The sequence below is a fragment of the Halomonas sp. MS1 genome (assembly GCF_024182575.1).
Lineage (GTDB): Bacteria > Pseudomonadota > Gammaproteobacteria > Pseudomonadales > Halomonadaceae > Vreelandella.
The window spans coordinates 3,242,298-3,258,533 of record NZ_CP098926.1 but is presented as its reverse complement, the minus strand read 5'-3'; the positions used below and the strand labels follow the sequence as shown (position 1 = coordinate 3,258,533).

Annotated in this window: 21 protein-coding genes; 3 read left to right on the top strand and 18 right to left on the bottom strand. The window is 52.0% G+C overall.

Annotated features, from left to right (window positions below):
* Nucleotides 1-260 precede the first annotated feature (260 nt).
* A complete protein-coding gene (locus NF683_RS14830; protein WP_051626445.1) occupies nt 261-887 on the bottom strand; it encodes a helix-turn-helix domain-containing protein in 627 nt (208 codons plus the stop codon).
* Nucleotides 888-1,072: 185 nt separating this feature from the next.
* Between NF683_RS14830 and NF683_RS14825 the strand changes: the two genes are divergently transcribed.
* Together NF683_RS14825 and NF683_RS14820 are read left to right on the top strand one after the other, a co-directional pair.
* Nucleotides 1,073-1,450, top strand: coding sequence for a RidA family protein (locus NF683_RS14825; protein WP_198350256.1), 378 nt, complete (start codon nt 1,073-1,075; stop codon nt 1,448-1,450).
* Nucleotides 1,451-1,500: 50 nt separating this feature from the next.
* On the top strand, nt 1,501-2,580 hold the full coding sequence (locus NF683_RS14820) for a YkvI family membrane protein (RefSeq protein WP_253920341.1): 1,080 nt from the start codon (nt 1,501-1,503) through the stop codon (nt 2,578-2,580).
* Between the two features lie 270 nt (nt 2,581-2,850).
* Here NF683_RS14820 and NF683_RS14815 read toward each other — a convergent pair whose 3' ends face one another.
* The 14 genes from NF683_RS14815 to cbiE all read right to left on the bottom strand — a co-directional run bounded on the left by NF683_RS14815 (nt 2,851) and on the right by cbiE (nt 13,226).
* Nucleotides 2,851-3,432 carry an NAD(P)H-dependent oxidoreductase gene (locus tag NF683_RS14815; protein ID WP_253920340.1) on the bottom strand — a complete coding sequence of 194 codons (582 nt, stop codon included), beginning with the start codon at nt 3,430-3,432 and terminating at the stop codon, nt 2,851-2,853.
* A gap of 112 nt (nt 3,433-3,544) precedes the next feature.
* A complete protein-coding gene (locus NF683_RS14810) occupies nt 3,545-4,309 on the bottom strand; it encodes a DUF6624 domain-containing protein (RefSeq protein ID WP_253920339.1) in 765 nt (254 codons plus the stop codon).
* A complete protein-coding gene (locus NF683_RS14805) occupies nt 4,270-5,082 on the bottom strand; it encodes a DUF2971 domain-containing protein (RefSeq protein WP_253920338.1) in 813 nt (270 codons plus the stop codon). Before NF683_RS14805 ends, NF683_RS14810 begins: the two co-directional genes overlap by 40 nt.
* 94 nt (nt 5,083-5,176) lie before the next feature.
* Nucleotides 5,177-5,629, bottom strand: a complete 453-nt coding sequence (locus NF683_RS14800; protein WP_253920337.1) for a hypothetical protein — start codon at nt 5,627-5,629, stop codon at nt 5,177-5,179.
* Between the two features lie 96 nt (nt 5,630-5,725).
* On the bottom strand, nt 5,726-6,232 hold the full coding sequence (locus NF683_RS14795) for a hypothetical protein (protein ID WP_253920336.1): 507 nt from the start codon (nt 6,230-6,232) through the stop codon (nt 5,726-5,728).
* A gap of 58 nt (nt 6,233-6,290) precedes the next feature.
* Nucleotides 6,291-6,761, bottom strand: a complete 471-nt coding sequence (locus tag NF683_RS14790) for an SMI1/KNR4 family protein (RefSeq protein WP_253920335.1) — start codon at nt 6,759-6,761, stop codon at nt 6,291-6,293.
* 131 nt (nt 6,762-6,892) lie between these two features.
* Entirely contained in the window at nt 6,893-7,297 is a 405-nt protein-coding gene (locus tag NF683_RS14785; RefSeq protein WP_253920334.1) for a DUF2251 domain-containing protein, read from the bottom strand.
* A 255-nt stretch (nt 7,298-7,552) separates the two neighbouring features.
* Nucleotides 7,553-8,428, bottom strand: a complete 876-nt coding sequence (locus NF683_RS14780; RefSeq protein WP_253920333.1) for a DUF2971 domain-containing protein — start codon at nt 8,426-8,428, stop codon at nt 7,553-7,555.
* Nucleotides 8,429-8,579: 151 nt separating this feature from the next.
* On the bottom strand, nt 8,580-8,927 hold the full coding sequence (locus NF683_RS14775; protein WP_253920332.1) for a hypothetical protein: 348 nt from the start codon (nt 8,925-8,927) through the stop codon (nt 8,580-8,582).
* A 603-nt stretch (nt 8,928-9,530) separates the two neighbouring features.
* On the bottom strand, nt 9,531-9,971 hold the full coding sequence (locus NF683_RS14770) for a YtoQ family protein (RefSeq protein ID WP_009723617.1): 441 nt from the start codon (nt 9,969-9,971) through the stop codon (nt 9,531-9,533).
* Between the two features lie 75 nt (nt 9,972-10,046).
* Complete coding sequence (gene cobF, locus NF683_RS14765) at nt 10,047-10,811, bottom strand: precorrin-6A synthase (deacetylating) (RefSeq protein WP_253920331.1); 765 nt, start codon at nt 10,809-10,811, stop codon at nt 10,047-10,049.
* On the bottom strand, nt 10,808-11,611 hold the full coding sequence (gene cobM, locus NF683_RS14760; protein ID WP_253920330.1) for a precorrin-4 C(11)-methyltransferase: 804 nt from the start codon (nt 11,609-11,611) through the stop codon (nt 10,808-10,810). The genes cobF and cobM overlap by 4 nt, the downstream gene beginning before the upstream one ends.
* Nucleotides 11,608-12,021: a cobalamin biosynthesis protein gene (locus NF683_RS14755; protein ID WP_253920329.1), complete on the bottom strand. Its 414-nt coding sequence runs from the start codon at nt 12,019-12,021 to the stop codon at nt 11,608-11,610. Before NF683_RS14755 ends, cobM begins: the two co-directional genes overlap by 4 nt.
* Complete coding sequence (cbiE, locus tag NF683_RS14750; protein WP_253920328.1) at nt 12,018-13,226, bottom strand: precorrin-6y C5,15-methyltransferase (decarboxylating) subunit CbiE; 1,209 nt, start codon at nt 13,224-13,226, stop codon at nt 12,018-12,020. Before cbiE ends, NF683_RS14755 begins: the two co-directional genes overlap by 4 nt.
* Between cbiE and NF683_RS14745 the strand changes: the two genes are divergently transcribed.
* Nucleotides 13,225-13,953 carry a cobalt-precorrin-6A reductase gene (locus NF683_RS14745; RefSeq protein ID WP_253920327.1) on the top strand — a complete coding sequence of 243 codons (729 nt, stop codon included), beginning with the start codon at nt 13,225-13,227 and terminating at the stop codon, nt 13,951-13,953. The two genes, cbiE and NF683_RS14745, sit on opposite strands and share 2 nt — an antisense overlap.
* Nucleotides 13,954-14,136: 183 nt before the next feature.
* Here NF683_RS14745 and cobJ read toward each other — a convergent pair whose 3' ends face one another.
* The 3 genes from cobJ to NF683_RS14730 are packed head-to-tail and all read right to left on the bottom strand — an operon-like array spanning nt 14,137 to nt 16,234.
* Nucleotides 14,137-14,886: a precorrin-3B C(17)-methyltransferase gene (gene cobJ / locus NF683_RS14740; protein ID WP_253920326.1), complete on the bottom strand. Its 750-nt coding sequence runs from the start codon at nt 14,884-14,886 to the stop codon at nt 14,137-14,139.
* Nucleotides 14,883-15,608: a precorrin-2 C(20)-methyltransferase gene (gene cobI, locus NF683_RS14735; protein ID WP_253920325.1), complete on the bottom strand. Its 726-nt coding sequence runs from the start codon at nt 15,606-15,608 to the stop codon at nt 14,883-14,885. The genes cobJ and cobI overlap by 4 nt, the downstream gene beginning before the upstream one ends.
* Nucleotides 15,605-16,234 carry a precorrin-8X methylmutase gene (locus NF683_RS14730; protein WP_253920324.1) on the bottom strand — a complete coding sequence of 210 codons (630 nt, stop codon included), beginning with the start codon at nt 16,232-16,234 and terminating at the stop codon, nt 15,605-15,607. Before NF683_RS14730 ends, cobI begins: the two co-directional genes overlap by 4 nt.
* Nucleotides 16,235-16,236 lie beyond the last annotated feature (2 nt).

Sequence of the window (16,236 nt, the reverse complement as noted above, 5' to 3'; positions counted from 1 at the left end):
CATCCGGCTGAGTCATCTTAATATCGGCATTCAGCCACTTGAACGCTCAGCTCAAGTGAGTTGAAAACTGTATTTGCCCTAATAAAGTAACTTATTCCGCTCTGCAAATAGCACACCAGCAGCACTTGTTCAGATAGTGCTTCAATCTCATCGGCATGCCGACTGACGAAGCTGGCCAGTGTGGTTAGGTGGGGAACCTGTCAGGGGCTCCCCCTTTACATTCTACGTTTTCACGAAATTGGCGAAGCCTGATAGCTGGCTCAGCCTTGAAGATCGCCCTCTTTGGGTTCCGACATCACAGCTATTACTTCTGCATCTTCATCACCCTCGGCCAGATAAATATGCCCGATGGAACTGTTGAAGTAAGCCGTTTCTCGTTCACCCAGGCTGATGCTTTCACCATTTTCAAAGTGAATGCAGACGCGCCCCGATAGCACCATGGCAAACTCCTCTCCGGGGTGGCGGATGAAGTCTTCAAATTCACCCAGATCACGCGCCTGAATCCGAGCATAAACCGGCATCATGCTCCGACCGGGAAACTCACCCGCAATAGGATGATATTCATAGCTGCCAGTAGCATACCCAGTCGCCTCAGAAATTTTGCTGGTGACCACCGTTGGTTGATCTGACCTGTCTGCACCCGATTCAGGGTTGAACAGCTGGGACAGGCTGACATTCAGAACACGTGCGGCAGCAGCAAGCTTGTCATAGCTGACAGTTGCCTGCCCCAACTCCATTTTCGACAGCGTCGAAAGCGCAACACCACTTTTCTCAGACACCTGCTTAAGGGTGAATTTCTGCTGTTTACGGTGAGCCCTTAGGCGAGAGCCGACTAGTACTCGGTCGATCAGTGTATCGGACGGCTGGGATTGTGAGTCTGTTGGCATGAAAGCTTCGCGGCTCGACCTGGCTATGAATACGAAGTCCTAGTGTATCCCGAAAACAGCTTGACTTTAAGGTTCTCACATTTGATATTCCCTTTTACGATAATTATCATATAAGAGAAATTGTGATTCTATCGTGCCGCCCGTGCGGCTCGGCCACTCAATAGCCATCAACGAGATATAACCCCATGTCCAATTCAATCGAACGTATCCCCAGCGACTTGCCCTTCCCATTCTCCCGTGCCGTTCGCGTGGGAGGTTTCCTGATGCTTTCAGGCCAGATTCCCATGACTGCTGAAGGCGAAGTCGTCAAAGGCAGTATCGAAGAGCAAACCGAAGCGGTCATGGCCCGTATCGGCGAGTCCCTTGAACACTGTGGTGCAAGTTTTGCGCAGGTCGTTAAAGCGACCGTCTGGCTGTCGGACATGAAGCACTTTGCGGGCTTTAACGAAGTCTACAAACGCTATTTCGAAGCAGGTCTGCCGGTTCGTTCCACCGTGACAGCAGGCCTAGCACTGGGCGTTGATGTCGAAGTAGAAGTGCAAGCCTGGGTCGGTGAAGCCTAATTCAGCCAGCTAACTGGCACAGAAAAATAAGAAACTGAGGATTTGGCACCATGAAAGATGTATTGAAAATCGCGGGCGCTTTTGTCGGATTTCTGGTTGGAGCAGGCTTTGCTTCAGGCCAGGAGCTGCTTCAATTCTTTGTTAGCTTCGGCGTTTGGGGGCTGGCAGGTGTCGCGCTGAGTACTGCCGCTTTTATCTTCCTGGGCATGACACTGGCGAATCTGGGTAGCGAGCTTCAAGCGACTTCTCACAAGGAAGTTGTGCGAGCTATCTGTGGCCCCTGGCTTAGCAAGCCCATCGATTTGCTGATGACATTTTTCATGTTTGCCATAGCCGTAGTGATGCTGGCCGGTGCCGGTGCACTGCTGGAACAAAAACTGGGCCTACCTGCAGCCTGGAGCAGCGCACTGGTGACTCTGCTGGTGATTGCAGCCACCTGTCTCAAACTGAAAAAAGTGCTCACGCTGATCAGCAGCATCACTCCTCTGCTGATTCTGGTGGCACTGGGTATCGCGATCTACGCACTGGCAACCCGAGAAACCGACCTGACGACACTGAACCAGTTGGCACTCGACCAAAACGCAGCCACCAGCCATTGGGCACTGGGCGCCATGCTGTACGTTTCGTATAACATCTTCGGCTGCGTCGCGATTCTTGCCATCTCCAGCGGTGCTGCAAAAGACCGCCGCAAAGCAACCTGGGGCGGTATTCTTGGCGGCATTACCCTGGGTGCGCTGATGATGACGATCAGTCTGGCCATGCTGTCGCGTCTGGACAGCCTAGTCGATACGCCTATGCCGATGCTGGCTTTAGCACTAGAGGTTTCCCCTGCGCTTTCCTCGCTGGTGTCGGTCGTCATTCTGCTGATGATTTTCAATACCGCAGTGGGCTGCCTCTACTCTTTTTCATCCCGATTTTTGCCGGCCGATACCACGTCTTTCCGCGTTGGATCCTTAATAGCGGGCATCATTGCCTATGCCTGCAGCATGTTTGGATTTGTCAGTCTGGTCGGCATGGTGTACCCCGTGTTCGGCTACATCGGGTTCATCCTGATTACCGCAATTACCGTTGCCTGGGTGCGCCAACGCATGAAGCGCAGTCACAAGGCACAAACTGCACGAGCCCAATAAGAAATTAATGGATTTATGGAACGTGAGATTCTGGTTCTGGGTGCTGGCATGGTCGGAGTATCCGTTGCCTGGCACCTGCAGTAGAGAGGCCATAAGGTCACACTGGGGGATCGCAAAGCACCTGGGTGCGCCTTGCTCCTAACGCCTTACTAAGGTGTGAGTAACGCAATGCAAAAGTTACCGCACCTTAAACACGTAAGCCTACGCATACCAAAAATGCCACGCGTTACGAATCACTCTTAAGCAATCTATTAGAATTCAATATCAACACTAAAACTTAGTCTTTATCTTTTTTACAAAAGACTCAACCCTTGAAGTTGATGCACTCTCACTTTTATAAAATGAAAGCATCTCGAATTTACAACCTTTTGTACACGCACCTAGCAAAGCTACTTTTAGTATCCGCTTTACTGGCTGCCAAAGAACAAGCTTATCTACCCACCAAGGAGAACCTAGCGTAGTGATAACCTTTACTTCTTGCAATTTATCTAGACAAGGAGTAATTGCACCTAAATCTGACGCATGATTGTATGCGTACCCAGGAGCCCACACTCGATCAAACCACCCCTTTAAAATGGCAGGAAAACCAAACCACCAAGTAGGAAAAACTAACACGAGAGACTCCGCTTGCTGCAATTGGAAAATTTCCTGCTCCAACAAAGAATGGTCAAAATCCGGCTGATAATAGCTGTGTCTTTCTCGAGCCGTCAGCGTAGGTGAAAAATTGCTTTCGTATAAGTCAAGTAGCGTAACTTGATAACCCTTAGACTCTAAATGCGCAATTGTTTGATCCATCAAATAGTGACATAAACTCTCTTTTAAAGGGTGTGAAACCACCGCTAAACATTTCATCAAGTTCCTCCTTGAATTCTAACGCCGCCAAGAGCGGCCGAGCGAAGCGAGTGTCAGGCGCCGCCAGGCGCGAATTGCTGCACCTTATTATGTGCGTCTGAAAAAATGACAATTACTCCTGATTCAGTGTGCTCATATCAATTTTCCTTCCTAACTCGAACTCCGCATGGCCAATATACTCTTCGATAGTTGGAAGGCCCACTGCAAGTCTTCGAGCATTAATATTCTCAGGGTCGTGCACTGGATATAGCATCAGGCCGCCGTCAGGACTACTCGTTATTTCCGTGCCAAAGATTTGATCGTTACCTTCCACCACAAGGATATCGTCCTCTAACATCGCCATGCTTGATGCATCTGCCTCACCCTGTAAAACAGCCTCTTTAAGACTGGGAAGTAGATACTTCTGGTGTTCAAGTGCGGAATGCTGAACTAGCAACTGCGCAGCTTTACTTGCTTCTTCTCCCACCTCGCTCTTTTGGGGCCATCCATGAGCATCAACTATTTCTCGTAATCTAAGTGTATTTCTTGTGTCAATTTCATTTTGCTCGCTAACCAATGCCAGGAACTCCCCTGTGGGAGGGGCGCTAAAATCTACCGTCGAAAGCATTGGTGCCAATCTGCTTCTGAATTCTTGGTCTTCTGCAGCCATTTCGATAAGCTCGTTCCGAATACTTTCAGTTAGTCCACCTGAAGAAACACAGGCTACCAGAGGCAATATCAAAATAATCGCAATGACGAAACTTCTCACCATTCCTCCGGTTGCCACCAAAGTACATAACGCCTGGCTTTGCGGCGTGCCGAAGCGCCAGCGTAGGTGCGTCCGCCAATAGCCACTGGCTAGCTTTTGTTGATAAATGGTTTTGCAACGAGGTTCCACGAGTAAACATCGGGTTCACACTGCATCATCTTTATATCTTTTCTTCCCCAAGATTGAAGCACACCTTTCAACTCTTCATCAGTAACAGAGCCACCCTTGGTAACATTCCTATATAAATGTCGCCCCAAGTAAATTTCTTTAAGCGAAGTCTCCGTTACATCAAAGCAGTATAGAGGTCGACCAGAGACAGTCACCTTATTCCATTCACGATAGCGACCACCGCCTGTGTGATAACCGAAGGGGATATTCGCTATATTCTTTACGATACGGACTTCTTCTTCGTATGCCCACTCGAGAGACTTGTACAGAAAAGCTCTCTTCATTAGATTGAAGGCATTTGAGTCAAAACGAAGGCTACCACCAATATTCAGCAGCTCATGCTCGCCAATCACGGGTAGATCGTTGTGCGGCTTCGTAGCTGAGTAGATCATCTCTCCGTACTGGCTTGGGATCACATTTCTTTGTGGGTCTGAAAAGCCAGCCGAATCACAATCGAACCCAAGGACTACTCCTTGATGAGAGTCTCCATAATGCGACCACATAAGCGCATTTAACGGTTGACGAGTCAACGATAAAACACCGTATTTCCTCGAGAAACGATTTCTACAAGCATCCGTGGCCGTTTTCGCGCTTATAGACTCGTCGCTATCTTTAAAACCAAAGGCTGTGCATTCAAAAGGATCGTTCAAATCTTCAAGACATGAAAATCCTAGTGACAGCGTATCGATCACCTTTCGAGCGGCACCGAAGGACATGTACTTGTATAGAATCATAAACCTGCCTCAAGAGAAGCTAACGCCGCCAGCAAGCGCGGCTTGGTAATAAAGGCGAGCCGCAATGGAAAAAACGTCGCCGTGCCTGCTATGGTTATATCTGTCTATGATCACTTTGCAACCGGGCATGAACTTTTTGCAGTGCTTTTAACTCTTCGCCGAGCTTAAGCACCAGTTCTCCAACATAAAGGGAAACTTGTTGTACTTCCTCGACAGAATGCGGCGTGTATGAGCTTTGGGAGTTCCGACTCATGAACTCATGTGCAAACGCATTGTGGGCGAAAAAATTCCGCCATTTCCCGAGCTCTTTCGCTTGAAGCTCTTTGATTAGTGCCTGGTTATTGGAAACCTTGGCAAACATCTTAACAAGGTTCCCTAATGGTGCGTCATTGATGCTTGCTGGAGAAAACTTGAAGCTGACCTCTGGTGGATTCGATGCAGCTATAACCTCGTAGGAAACTCCGATACACAGTTTTAGCGCTTCCTCCACCATTTGGTAAGAGAGCAGTGCCTTGCTAACCGATACAAAATACTGGTCATCTCTCATCGAAACCGAACTCCAAGGATATAACGCTTGCAGCATGCGCGCCCACGCAATGGAGCCGAAAGCGCAATGTAGTGGGCGTCGCCGTGCCTGCATTGGTTATATATTGCTGATGCTGCACAAGCTGAGATGTTCAGCAATATTTTTTGGAAACTCTGTTGCAGGTAAATTATCGGAGAATACCCAAACGAAGTATTCATGCACAAGAAACAAGAAATCCGATGTAGAGTAATACGCAGATTTAGTTGAAATACCATGCTTGGGCCCAAAAAAATATGAATGCCAATCTCGGATTTCAGGGGCATGCACTTTCTCTACCACTTTCTTATCCATGTTTGGCTTATCCAACTTGAAGTGCTTACTGCCGTTGGTGATATCTCTAGCAATATTTACGACTTCTTTCATCTGTTCCGGGGCCTGATTAATTTTTCTCATCGCGTGGGCAGGCCTCCCTTCGCGATCATTTTTTAGCCAATCATTCTGCAAGTGCCAAGCAGTGACCGTGAAATTGAAAAAATCATAAGCATTCCACTCTTTGTCGAGCTTCGATTTCTCATACTTCAATTTTTCGAATAAATCAGCGCAGCTTTCCAGACCTACCTTCATGACATCAAGCTCGGTTTATGTATAACGCCCAGCACAGCCGCCGAAGGTCGGCCTGCTGCTACTTGTTAACTGTGGCAAGCTGAACATACGCCTCCAGCCACTCAATAAAATTGCGAGTCACCTTCTCTATCTCACAAAATTCATGATCAAAGAACCATATTCCTGGCTCTCCTTCCCATTCGCATTCCTCTGCTTTGAAGCAGAACATATTCCCCATGCAATCAGAAGCGAAGCAAACGAAACCTTCTGGCATCCCCATTCCTGAGTATGCTCTGATGTTCTTGATCACATCATCTGGGAGATCGAAATTTTGCACATCTGGCAGATCCGCTTCGACTGCCACGATGGCATCGAGAAGACCCGGGCAGTAAACACTCCCAAACCTTGTAACCATTTCTACATAAGCAGCAGGAAGACTAAATCCCAATAGAGATTCGGCCTTCTTTATTTCTTGATCAGTGGCCTTAGGGTGTTCTTCTTGATCTGACCACGACGATACGAACTTCTCTATTACCTCGATATCACTCATGAGTTCTCGATACAGTTAACGCCTTTTAAAGGGGTGAGCAACGCAATACCAAAGCCGCCGCAAACCACCATAATCACTAAAGCCAACACATAGTGAAAATGCCACGCCTTGCGCGACTTGTTAAACGTGGCTTAGAAAAATTCCAACACGTCATCGCTCCACTCATGACTGTATTGTGTCCATTTTTCGTCCGGTGGTGGAAAGTTGGTGCGGCAGTAGCCTCTCTTACCTAAGAAATCGAAGGCAGCGTGCGGATAACCGTTTATCAACAGTAGGGTCTTATTTCCATCTCCTGACCAGACGATTTGCGCCTCAGATAACAGATGCTTGTCGGTTACATCTGCTACGTTATAAATATGCAAAGCGTCTAAAATCGGGTTGCCGTTTCGGTTCCTGTCCAAACCATAGAGATACCCTGTATCTCCATCGTCTTCAAACACAACCATAAAGCTATTTTCGGGCGACCCGCTCTCTAAAATGATTTCTTCTCCAACTGTGAAGTCCATTTCAGCATAAACCATTGCCTCGTCAGCCATTGTTTGAAGGCTCCATATCAGAGTCACTGCTAGCAGTAGGTGCTTGAATTTCATAATACGTTTAACGCCGCCAGCAAGCGACCATTTGTAGTGGAGCGAAGCGCAACGAAAAATGGGTCGTGCTGCCTAGCCTTGTTATGCATTTTCCAGCGAATGCTAGCATTAATCTTGATATAATGACCTACTGAAATGGCGTACATGCCCAATACTCTCAAATGCTTTTCATTTCACAAGAAATAACTTATCAGCTTATCCCTATGGCCGAAAAGGAATATTTGATTTTTCCACAACTACGTCATCGTAAGAATGAGCCTTCAGAAGCTCATTTATTGATATATAATTCCGATCGAAGTCAACTCCAGGGCCAATGACAATTCGCTTTATGGGTAGTCTCGGCACTTCTCCATCCTTAAGCAAACTTAAAGATAATGGAATATAAGGAATTAAATCACTACCTCTTGCCCTAAATAGGAGGGGCTTTTCGTTCTGAAAAAGATCATTGTCATCGCCAGAATAGGAGCATACTAAACGGCTTTCTTGCTCTTCACTATAACTTGGATCTTTAAAGGATTTTGCTAAAACGCTCAATGTAAACCCCCATTCATCGAACATCATATCTTTCCACTTATTAACGGAAGATACAAACAGATCGAGAAGATCGAAAGCGAGTTCTTCGAGACCATCATCTCCATATATCACATCGTAATATGAAGCAACTTGGGGATGGGGTAACAAACCCTCAAGACTTAGACCAACAGCGTAACCTTTACCGAAGCTACCATATCCTCGCCATTGACTCAGAAGATCTCCGTTCGCGGAGAGGCTAGTACAGAAGCTAGAATAATTCGAATTCGGGTTTCGAAGTGCATCTTGTAACCCTTTAATTACTTCCCGTTCAGTATTATTTATTCCGCCAGGTTTCGATTCCATGAGGCTAATTAGTCGTTCGGGTAGGAATGATCCTTCTGATGGATCATTAAGGAAACGAATATCGGTAGCCCACAAACGACCATTCTGAATTATACCAAGTAAACCTTGAGCATCTGTATAGTGGTACCGGAGTCCATTGTTTCGCCACCCATACCTAGGAAGGTCGTGTTTCTGATGCAAGTAACCGAGTAACGCCATCATATGTGGGCACTTTATAACTTCCTCACGGGAACATAGCTTATCGTAATCGTTCTGCACACTTTTTTTGTTAGACAAGCTTAACCCCCAGAGTTATTGAATAATTTTTCCCGAATGCATAACATTTTATTATGGCCGCTGCACAATCACACAACTAAGAAACATGATTCTCATTAACGTACCAGACACCGGCATTTTGGTGTATCCCCAAGACGATAAGAGCCTCATTCTTTTCATAAATTCCACGCCACACAAACCTTAAAGATCTCTGTGGGCTACCTTTACCCGAACAATTTAACGAGCCAAGATATACCCTTTCTTTGTATGTCCCTAACTCATCTTTCATCGCCTCTACGTCTTTGATAAAAACATCTTCGCTAAAACCTGAATCAACAGTTTCATAACGTTTTATGAAAGAAGCATAATCTCTGTTTTGATCTGCTTTTAGCATTTCAGCGAGATACTTTTCCGCAATTTTTAACTCTTCTTGATTATCTTCCATATCGACTGTTCCTTAATCACTTGAGCTGAATTCGAGTTCTATTGCCATAACATTGGTTATATAGCCTGCTATATAACATCCTTGAACATGTCAGCACGTTTATTGGTGTTATCTAGCCACCTCAAAAACCATAAACCACTGTTTTTATATATTTAACCCAGCATGGCAACATATTCAAAATTCGCGTGCTGGCTCGTTTTTACGATTTAATCATACTTTATTGATAAATTTGGCTTAGGTCACGTGGCTTTGAAGAAAAATTGAGCTGGAGCAGGCTTTTGGCAGCCGCCGCTGCGGGTGCGGGTGCCTTTTGGCTCGTTCCTCGCCAAGCGTTACGCCGCGCTACGGGGTGGCTAGATTGCTTATGTGGCGTGATAATCGCGCGCTGAAGCGCCCTCCTACAACACTAGGGCAGAGTATCAATTCAGAGGCGGGGGTTGTTAATGGGGCGGGATCATCGCGCGCTGAAGCGCCCTCCCACAACACTAGGGCAGAGTATCGATTCAGAGGCGGGGTTATTTATGGGGCGGGATGATCGCGCGCTAAAGCGCCCTCCCACAACACCACTAATGCAGTGACGGGGTTGTGGGAGGCGCTGTGTGCTTAGGCTTTGAGGACGTAACGTAGGGTTTCGACGACTTGATCGGTGGTGGTGCACCAGGCTTGGGCTTGGGCGTCAACTTCTTTCAGCGGGTGGACGATGTCTTCGCTGTGCAGGGTGATGTAGGGCTTGGCGAGTGCGGCACAGTAGCCTGCATCAAAGGCGGCGTTCCACTGTTTGTACTTGTCACCGAAGCGCACAACTACCAGATCCGCTTGCTCGATCATGGTACGAGTTCGGATGGCGTTGACCTTGGAGGACTGGTGGTCACGCCAGAAGCCATTTTCCGGCTTGCCCAGGTGATCGCCTGCGGCGTCACTGGCGTCGTGGTCGGTGACCGGGGCGGTGAAGACGATATCCAGTCCTGCTGCATCAGCGCCGCGCTGAATCTCTTCGCGCCAATCGGTGTGGATTTCGCCAGAAAGATAGACGTAAAAGCTCATAGTCGCTCCTGATAACTTGGTTATTTAATAGGCAGGATTATTTTATGGAAAAATATTCCATATTGATACCTGGGTTTATTTTTCCGGCTTTTTGGCGAGCAGGTAAATATCCATAATCCAGCCGTGGGTGTCGCGTAGTTCCGCGCGGCGTTGGATGATTTGGTCACTGACCACGCTTAGCCAGCCTTTGATTAAGCACTGTTTATCCATGCCTAGGTAGGCGCCCCACCAGATGTAGGTGTCGTCAAACGGCAGTGTGGTAAACGCCCCGCCGCTATCCAGCATTACGGCTACCGTTCCGGCATCGTTCGGCCAGCCGCGCTCGCGCAGGCGGCGGCCGGTGGTGATTTGTACTGGCTCGGCAAGCGCATTGAGGGGAATTTTATGTTCAGAGGTAAGCACCTGCAGGCTGGTGATGCCAGGCACGACCTCGACATCCACTTGCTTACCCGTAGCATTTAGCCGCTGGCTAATACGCAGGCTGCTGTCGTAAAGCGAGGGGTCGCCCCACACCAGCATGCCGACCCGCCCGCCATTAGGGAGATGTTCATCCATCAACTGCGCCCACACGCTGGCAATCGCAGCGTGCCAGTCGTCTACCGCGCCAAGGTAGTCATTACGGCTATCACGGCTGGGGAGATCGAACTCGACGATCTTGGTAGTCACCGGTTCTTCTAACAGGCGCTCGCAGAGTAAGCGGCGTAGATCGATTAGATCCGATTTGGCCTCACCCTTGCGGGGCAGCAGGATCAGGTCGGCGCTATTGAGGGCGCGCACTGCGGCCAGGGTGACGTGATCAAGGTTGCCGGTGCCGATGCCTATTAGCGATAGCGTGATCATGGGTCGCTCTCTTGGTCTTGGCTTGCCGTGGCAAAAGGCGAATCCGCCGATTGAGGGCGAAAACGGCGGTCGTAGCCTACCGCGTAGAGGCTGCTCTCCTGGAAGTCATCGCTTTCAAGCACTGGCCCCACCAGGATCAATGCGGTGCGCTGCATGGAATCATCGATCAGCCCTTCTATAGTCGCCAGCCGCCCCCACACTACTCGCTCATCGGGCCAGCTTGCCCGCCACACAATCGCCACCGGGCACTGCGCACCGTAGTAAGGCGTCAGGCTTTCCACTACCTGGGAAAGGTTATGGATCGAGAGATGGATGGCCAGCGTTGCCCCAGTGCGGGCGAAATTGGCAAGCGTCTCGTGACTGGGCATGGCACTGGCACGACCCGGTGTACGGGTGAGCACCACCGACTGGGCCACACCGGGCAGCGTTAACTCCTGACCTAAGGTTGCCGCCGCTGCCGCAAAGGATGGCACGCCAGGAGTAATGCTGTAGGGGATATTCAGCTCGCGCAGGCGACGCAGTTGCTCGCCCATGGCCGACCATACCGAGAGATCCCCCGAATGCAGTCTGGCGACATCCTGGCCTTCGGCGTGGGCGCGGCTGATTTCCTGCATAATCTCATCCAGCGAGAGCGGCGCGGTATTAATCACCCTTGCCCCCGCCGGGCAGTGTTCCAGAATCTGCTCCGGCACTAAAGAGCCCGCATACAGGCACACCGGGCAGGCGGCGATTAAGTCGCGCCCGCGTAGGGTAAGCAGATCCGGCGCGCCGGGGCCTGCGCCAATGAAGTGTACGGTCATTCGGTGGCTCCTTCTGGTACTTCTAACAACGCCAGGGCGGCGGTGGCCTGTCTATCCGCTGAAATGATCCTGGGCCCCACTAATCTCGCATTCGGGCCTGCGGCTATTAGCGCTACGGCCTCGGCAACGCTGCCTGTGCCGCGTGCCTGCAAACTTTGTGTTGAATGAGTAAGCGTTGCCACTGTTGATAGCTCGGCATCCGCTACGGCGATGACTTCAATATTACGCACTCGGCCTAGCTCTTCTACCAACGGCAACATAGAACGCGCCGCCGCCAGCCGGTTGATAAGGCCGTACTTGTCGACAGAACCGTACTGGTCGATAAGCTGATCTAACGCTTGAACAAGCGATTCAAGCGTGGCTTCACTGCGAAAACCAAACCCTGCGATTCTTAACGTCGATGGCTTCATCGAACGCCCCGCCACTGAACAATCGGGTAGCTGGCTTTCCAGCCCCGCCGTGTGCCGATGGGGGCGGCGTTGGCAAGTTCTAAACGCAGCAGTTCGCCGCCTACCTGCTGGTGCCAGTGCGCCAGCAGCGCTTCGGATTCCAGAGTGACGGCATTGGCGACGATACGCACGCCCTCAGGCAGGCGCTGCCATAAGTCGTCTAGTAGCGCTTGGGATAACCCACCGCCGATAAATACCGCATCAGGCAGCGGTGTGTCGTTTAGTACATCAGGCGCGCGGCCCTGTTTTACTTCTAGCCAGTCAACGCCCAAGTTCTCTGCATTGCTGCGCGCTCGCGCTGCCCGTTCAGCGTTTTGCTCGAAGCCCACCGCCTGATTATCCGTATGCGCGAGCAGCCACTCAATGGCAACGGAGCCTGAACCGGTGCCGATATCCCACAGCCGCTCGCCGGGCATGGGGGCAAGGGCCGCCAGAGTGATGGCGCGAATGGTCTGTTTGGTAATCTGGCCGTCGTGGTCAAAAAAATGATCCGGCAGGCCGGGCGTCAGCGGCAAGCCGGGGCCGTTACCAGCAACTTCCAGCCCTACCGCAACCGGGTGGGCAATGTCGTCGGGCAAGCTGGCGTCGCTACGGCAATGGCGAATGCGTTCATTATCGCCGCCCAAAGATTCCAGCAGCGTTAGCTGGGTACCTTCAAAGCCAAAGCTAGTTACCAGCGCCGCCAGCTCGATCACCGCCGCGCCGTCTCTTACCAACACCAGCAACCGCCTACCAACATGCAGGTAAGGCCGAATGCGCGATAGCGGTTTGGCGTGCAACCCCAGGCAGGTGCAACGCTCCAACGGCCAGCCCAAACGTGCAGCCGCCAGGCTAAAAGAGGAAGGGGCTGGCAGTGCCTGCCACTCGTTTGCGCTGAGATGCTGCGCTAATGTTGTCCCCGCCCCGAACCAAAACGGGTCGTTTGAGACCAGCATCACCACCCGGCGGCCGCGCTGATTTAGCAGCCCAGGAATGCCATCGGCAAAGGGCACTGGCCACTCAATTACCTCGGCGTTTAGCGGCGGTAAAAGGCGCAGGTGGCGGCGTGCGCCGAACACCACCTCGGCACTTTCCAGTGCCTGTCGGCTTGCCGCTGTCAGCCCCTGTGTGCCACCCTCTCCCCAGCCTAAAAGGGTAAGCCAGGGAGCGTTGTTAACCTCAGCCATGATCAAAATCCTAATTCTCGGGGGAACCAGCGAGGCCAGCGCCCTGGCCAGCGCTGTTGCCAAGCGTGGCATTCCCGCCATTTTTAGCTATGCAGGGCGCGTTAACACGCCTAAACCCCAGCCACTGCCGACCCGCATTGGCGGCTTTGGCGGCGTTAATGGGCTGGCCACGTTTTTAGCCCAGGAGCGCATTACCCATATTGTTGATGCCACCCACCCGTTTGCCGCACAAATGAGCAGCAACGTGTTAGCCGCGGCGGCACAGTGCGGTGTAAAGGCCACCGCTTTTACCCGGCCTGCCTGGCAGCCTGTTACCGGCGACCAATGGCAAAGCGTGGCAAGTATTGATGAGGCCGTTAACGCCTTGGCTGGCCCGCCCCAACGGGTGCTGCTTGCGATTGGGCGAATGCACCTTAGCGCCTTTGCCGACCAGTCTCAGCACCATTATGTGCTGCGTTTAGTTGATCCGCCGACCAGCCCGTTGCCACTGCCGGATATCAGCAGTGTGATTGATAGAGGCCCGTTTACGCTGGAAGGCGATCTCGCCCTGCTGGAAAATCAGCGCATCCAGCGCATCGTGTGTAAAAACGCTGGCGGCGAAGGTGCGTCGTCCAAACTTACCGCGGCAAGAAGGCTCGGCCTACCCGTAGTGATGATAGAACGGCCTCACCTGCCATCTCGTCTTGAAGCTCATACTGTTGATGAGGTTATCAACTGGCTAACTTAACCCTACATCAGCGGCACATCTTGGTAGCGAGGGCAGGCTGCTGCGAGGGCGCTGTAAACCCGTCCTTGGGCGCTACTTTTCCCATCTGACCGCCATGGATGGCGGAAATGCCGAAAATGTCGGGAACATTTTCCGGCCATGGGAAAAGACCCTCGCATCAACCTACCCTCGCCCCTTTCATGCTCACTGGGAGGAACGCGGCGTATAAACCAGCGGCACGCCACTGCGTTCAATCAAGCGGGTTTGCTGGGAACCAACGATGACCAGCGTACGCATATCAGCCATATCCGGCGTTGCTTGCTCTAATGTGGTGACGCGAATTGCTTCGTCCGGGGTCGAAACCGCGCGGGCAAAGATTATCAATCGATCCGGCCCGCAGGCTTCCCGCAGTACCTCTAGCGTTCGTTCAAACCCCGCTGGCCGTGCCTTGGAACGCGGGTTGTAAAACGCCATGGCGAAGTCGGCCTCGGCAGCCAGACGCAGGCGCTTCTCAATCAGCGTCCAGGGTTTGAGGTTGTCGGATAGATTAATGCAGCAAAAGTCGTGCCCCAGCGGTGCGCCGACGCTTGCGCTGGCGGCCAGCATGGCAGAAATACCCGGCAGTACCTGAATATCCAGCGTGCGCCACTGGGCATCCCCCGCCTCCAAGGCTTCGAACACCGCAGCGGCCATGGCAAATACGCCAGGGTCGCCAGAGGAGACAACCACTACCCGGTGGCCCTCAAGCGCCAGCTGTAAGGCCTGTTCCGCCCGGCGAATCTCTTCGCGATTATCAGAGCCATGGCGGACTAATCCAGCCCTGGGAGCCACGCGATTCACGTAGGGCACATAGCCCACTACATCGGTGGCTTCGAGTAGCGCAGCCGAAACCTCCGGGGTAATCATGGCGTCGGCACCCGGCCCTAGGCCGACGATTTTCAGCCAACCGCTCATGGCCGCCTCCCGTTGCCGTGAATCAGTACAATCGAGAAGTAAGGCACGCTTTCGCCAACCTCACTCAGTGGTAGCACACGCTGCTGGGTCATGGCGGCGTACTCGATCAGCCACGCCTCGCCTTCACGGCCAACACGCGTCAGCGCTCGGCGAAGTTTGGTCAGGTTGCGGCCAATTTTCATCACCACCAGTGCATCGGTTTGGGCGATGCGCTCGGCCAGCGTCTCTTCCGGCAGCGTGGCCATCAGCACCGTCATGATGTCATCGCCCCAGGTAATTGGCTGAGCGGTAGCCGTCCAGGCCGCCGACATGCCGGTAATACCTGGCACCACCGAGACCGGCACGCGATTCAGCAGCCGCGTGTAGAGGTGCATAAAGGAGCCGTAGAAAAACGGGTCGCCTTCACAGAGCACCACGACATCGCACCCGGCCTCTGCCATCTCGATCAGTTGGGCCACGCTGCGTTCGTAAAAGGCCGACAGCATTTCATTGTAACGAGGGTCATCAAACGGAATTTCCGTGGTAACCGGATACTCCATAGGCAGCTCGGTTGCCTCGGGGGCGATCAATCCTTCCACGATGGTACGCGCATGTCCGCTGCGACCCTGCTTGCGAAAATAGGCCACATGGCTGGCACCACGGATCAAGCGGTCGGCACGCACGCTCATTAGGTCTTGGCTGCCGGGTCCTAACCCCACTCCGTAAATGGTTCCTTGGGTCATTCGATACGATCCGCCATGGCGTTGATGGCCGCTACCGTGACGGCGCTACCACCCAAGCGGCCACGCACGATACAGCTGGGCAGCGCGGGGTTAGCCAACAGCGCTTCTTTGGATTCCGCCGCGCCAACAAAGCCGACCGGGCAGCCAATAATGGCCGCCGGGCGCGGGCAGTCTGGGTCTTCGAGCATATTAAGTAGATGAAACAGCGCGGTGGGCGCGTTGCCAATGGCGACCACGGCGCCTTCCAGGTGCGGCCGCCACAGTTCCAGCGCTGCCGCTGAACGGGTATTGGCCATTTCCTGGGCAAGGCCTGGAGTGCGCTCATCGTTAAGGGTGCAGATGATGTTGTTATTAGCAGGCAGCCGTTTGCGGGTAATGCCTTCGGAGACCATCCGAGCATCGCAAAGAATCGGTGCGCCCTGCTCTAACGCTGAGCGCGCACGATTGACCACATCATTCTGAAAATGGATATGCGCCGCCAGCTCCACCAGCCCGGCGGCGTGAATCATGCGTACCGCAACCGTTTCTTCTTCCGCTGAAAAGCGATCAAGCTCAGCTTCATTGCGAATAATCGCAAACGACTGCCGGTAAATCGCCGGTCCGTGTGTTTCATAAACGTGAGGCACCC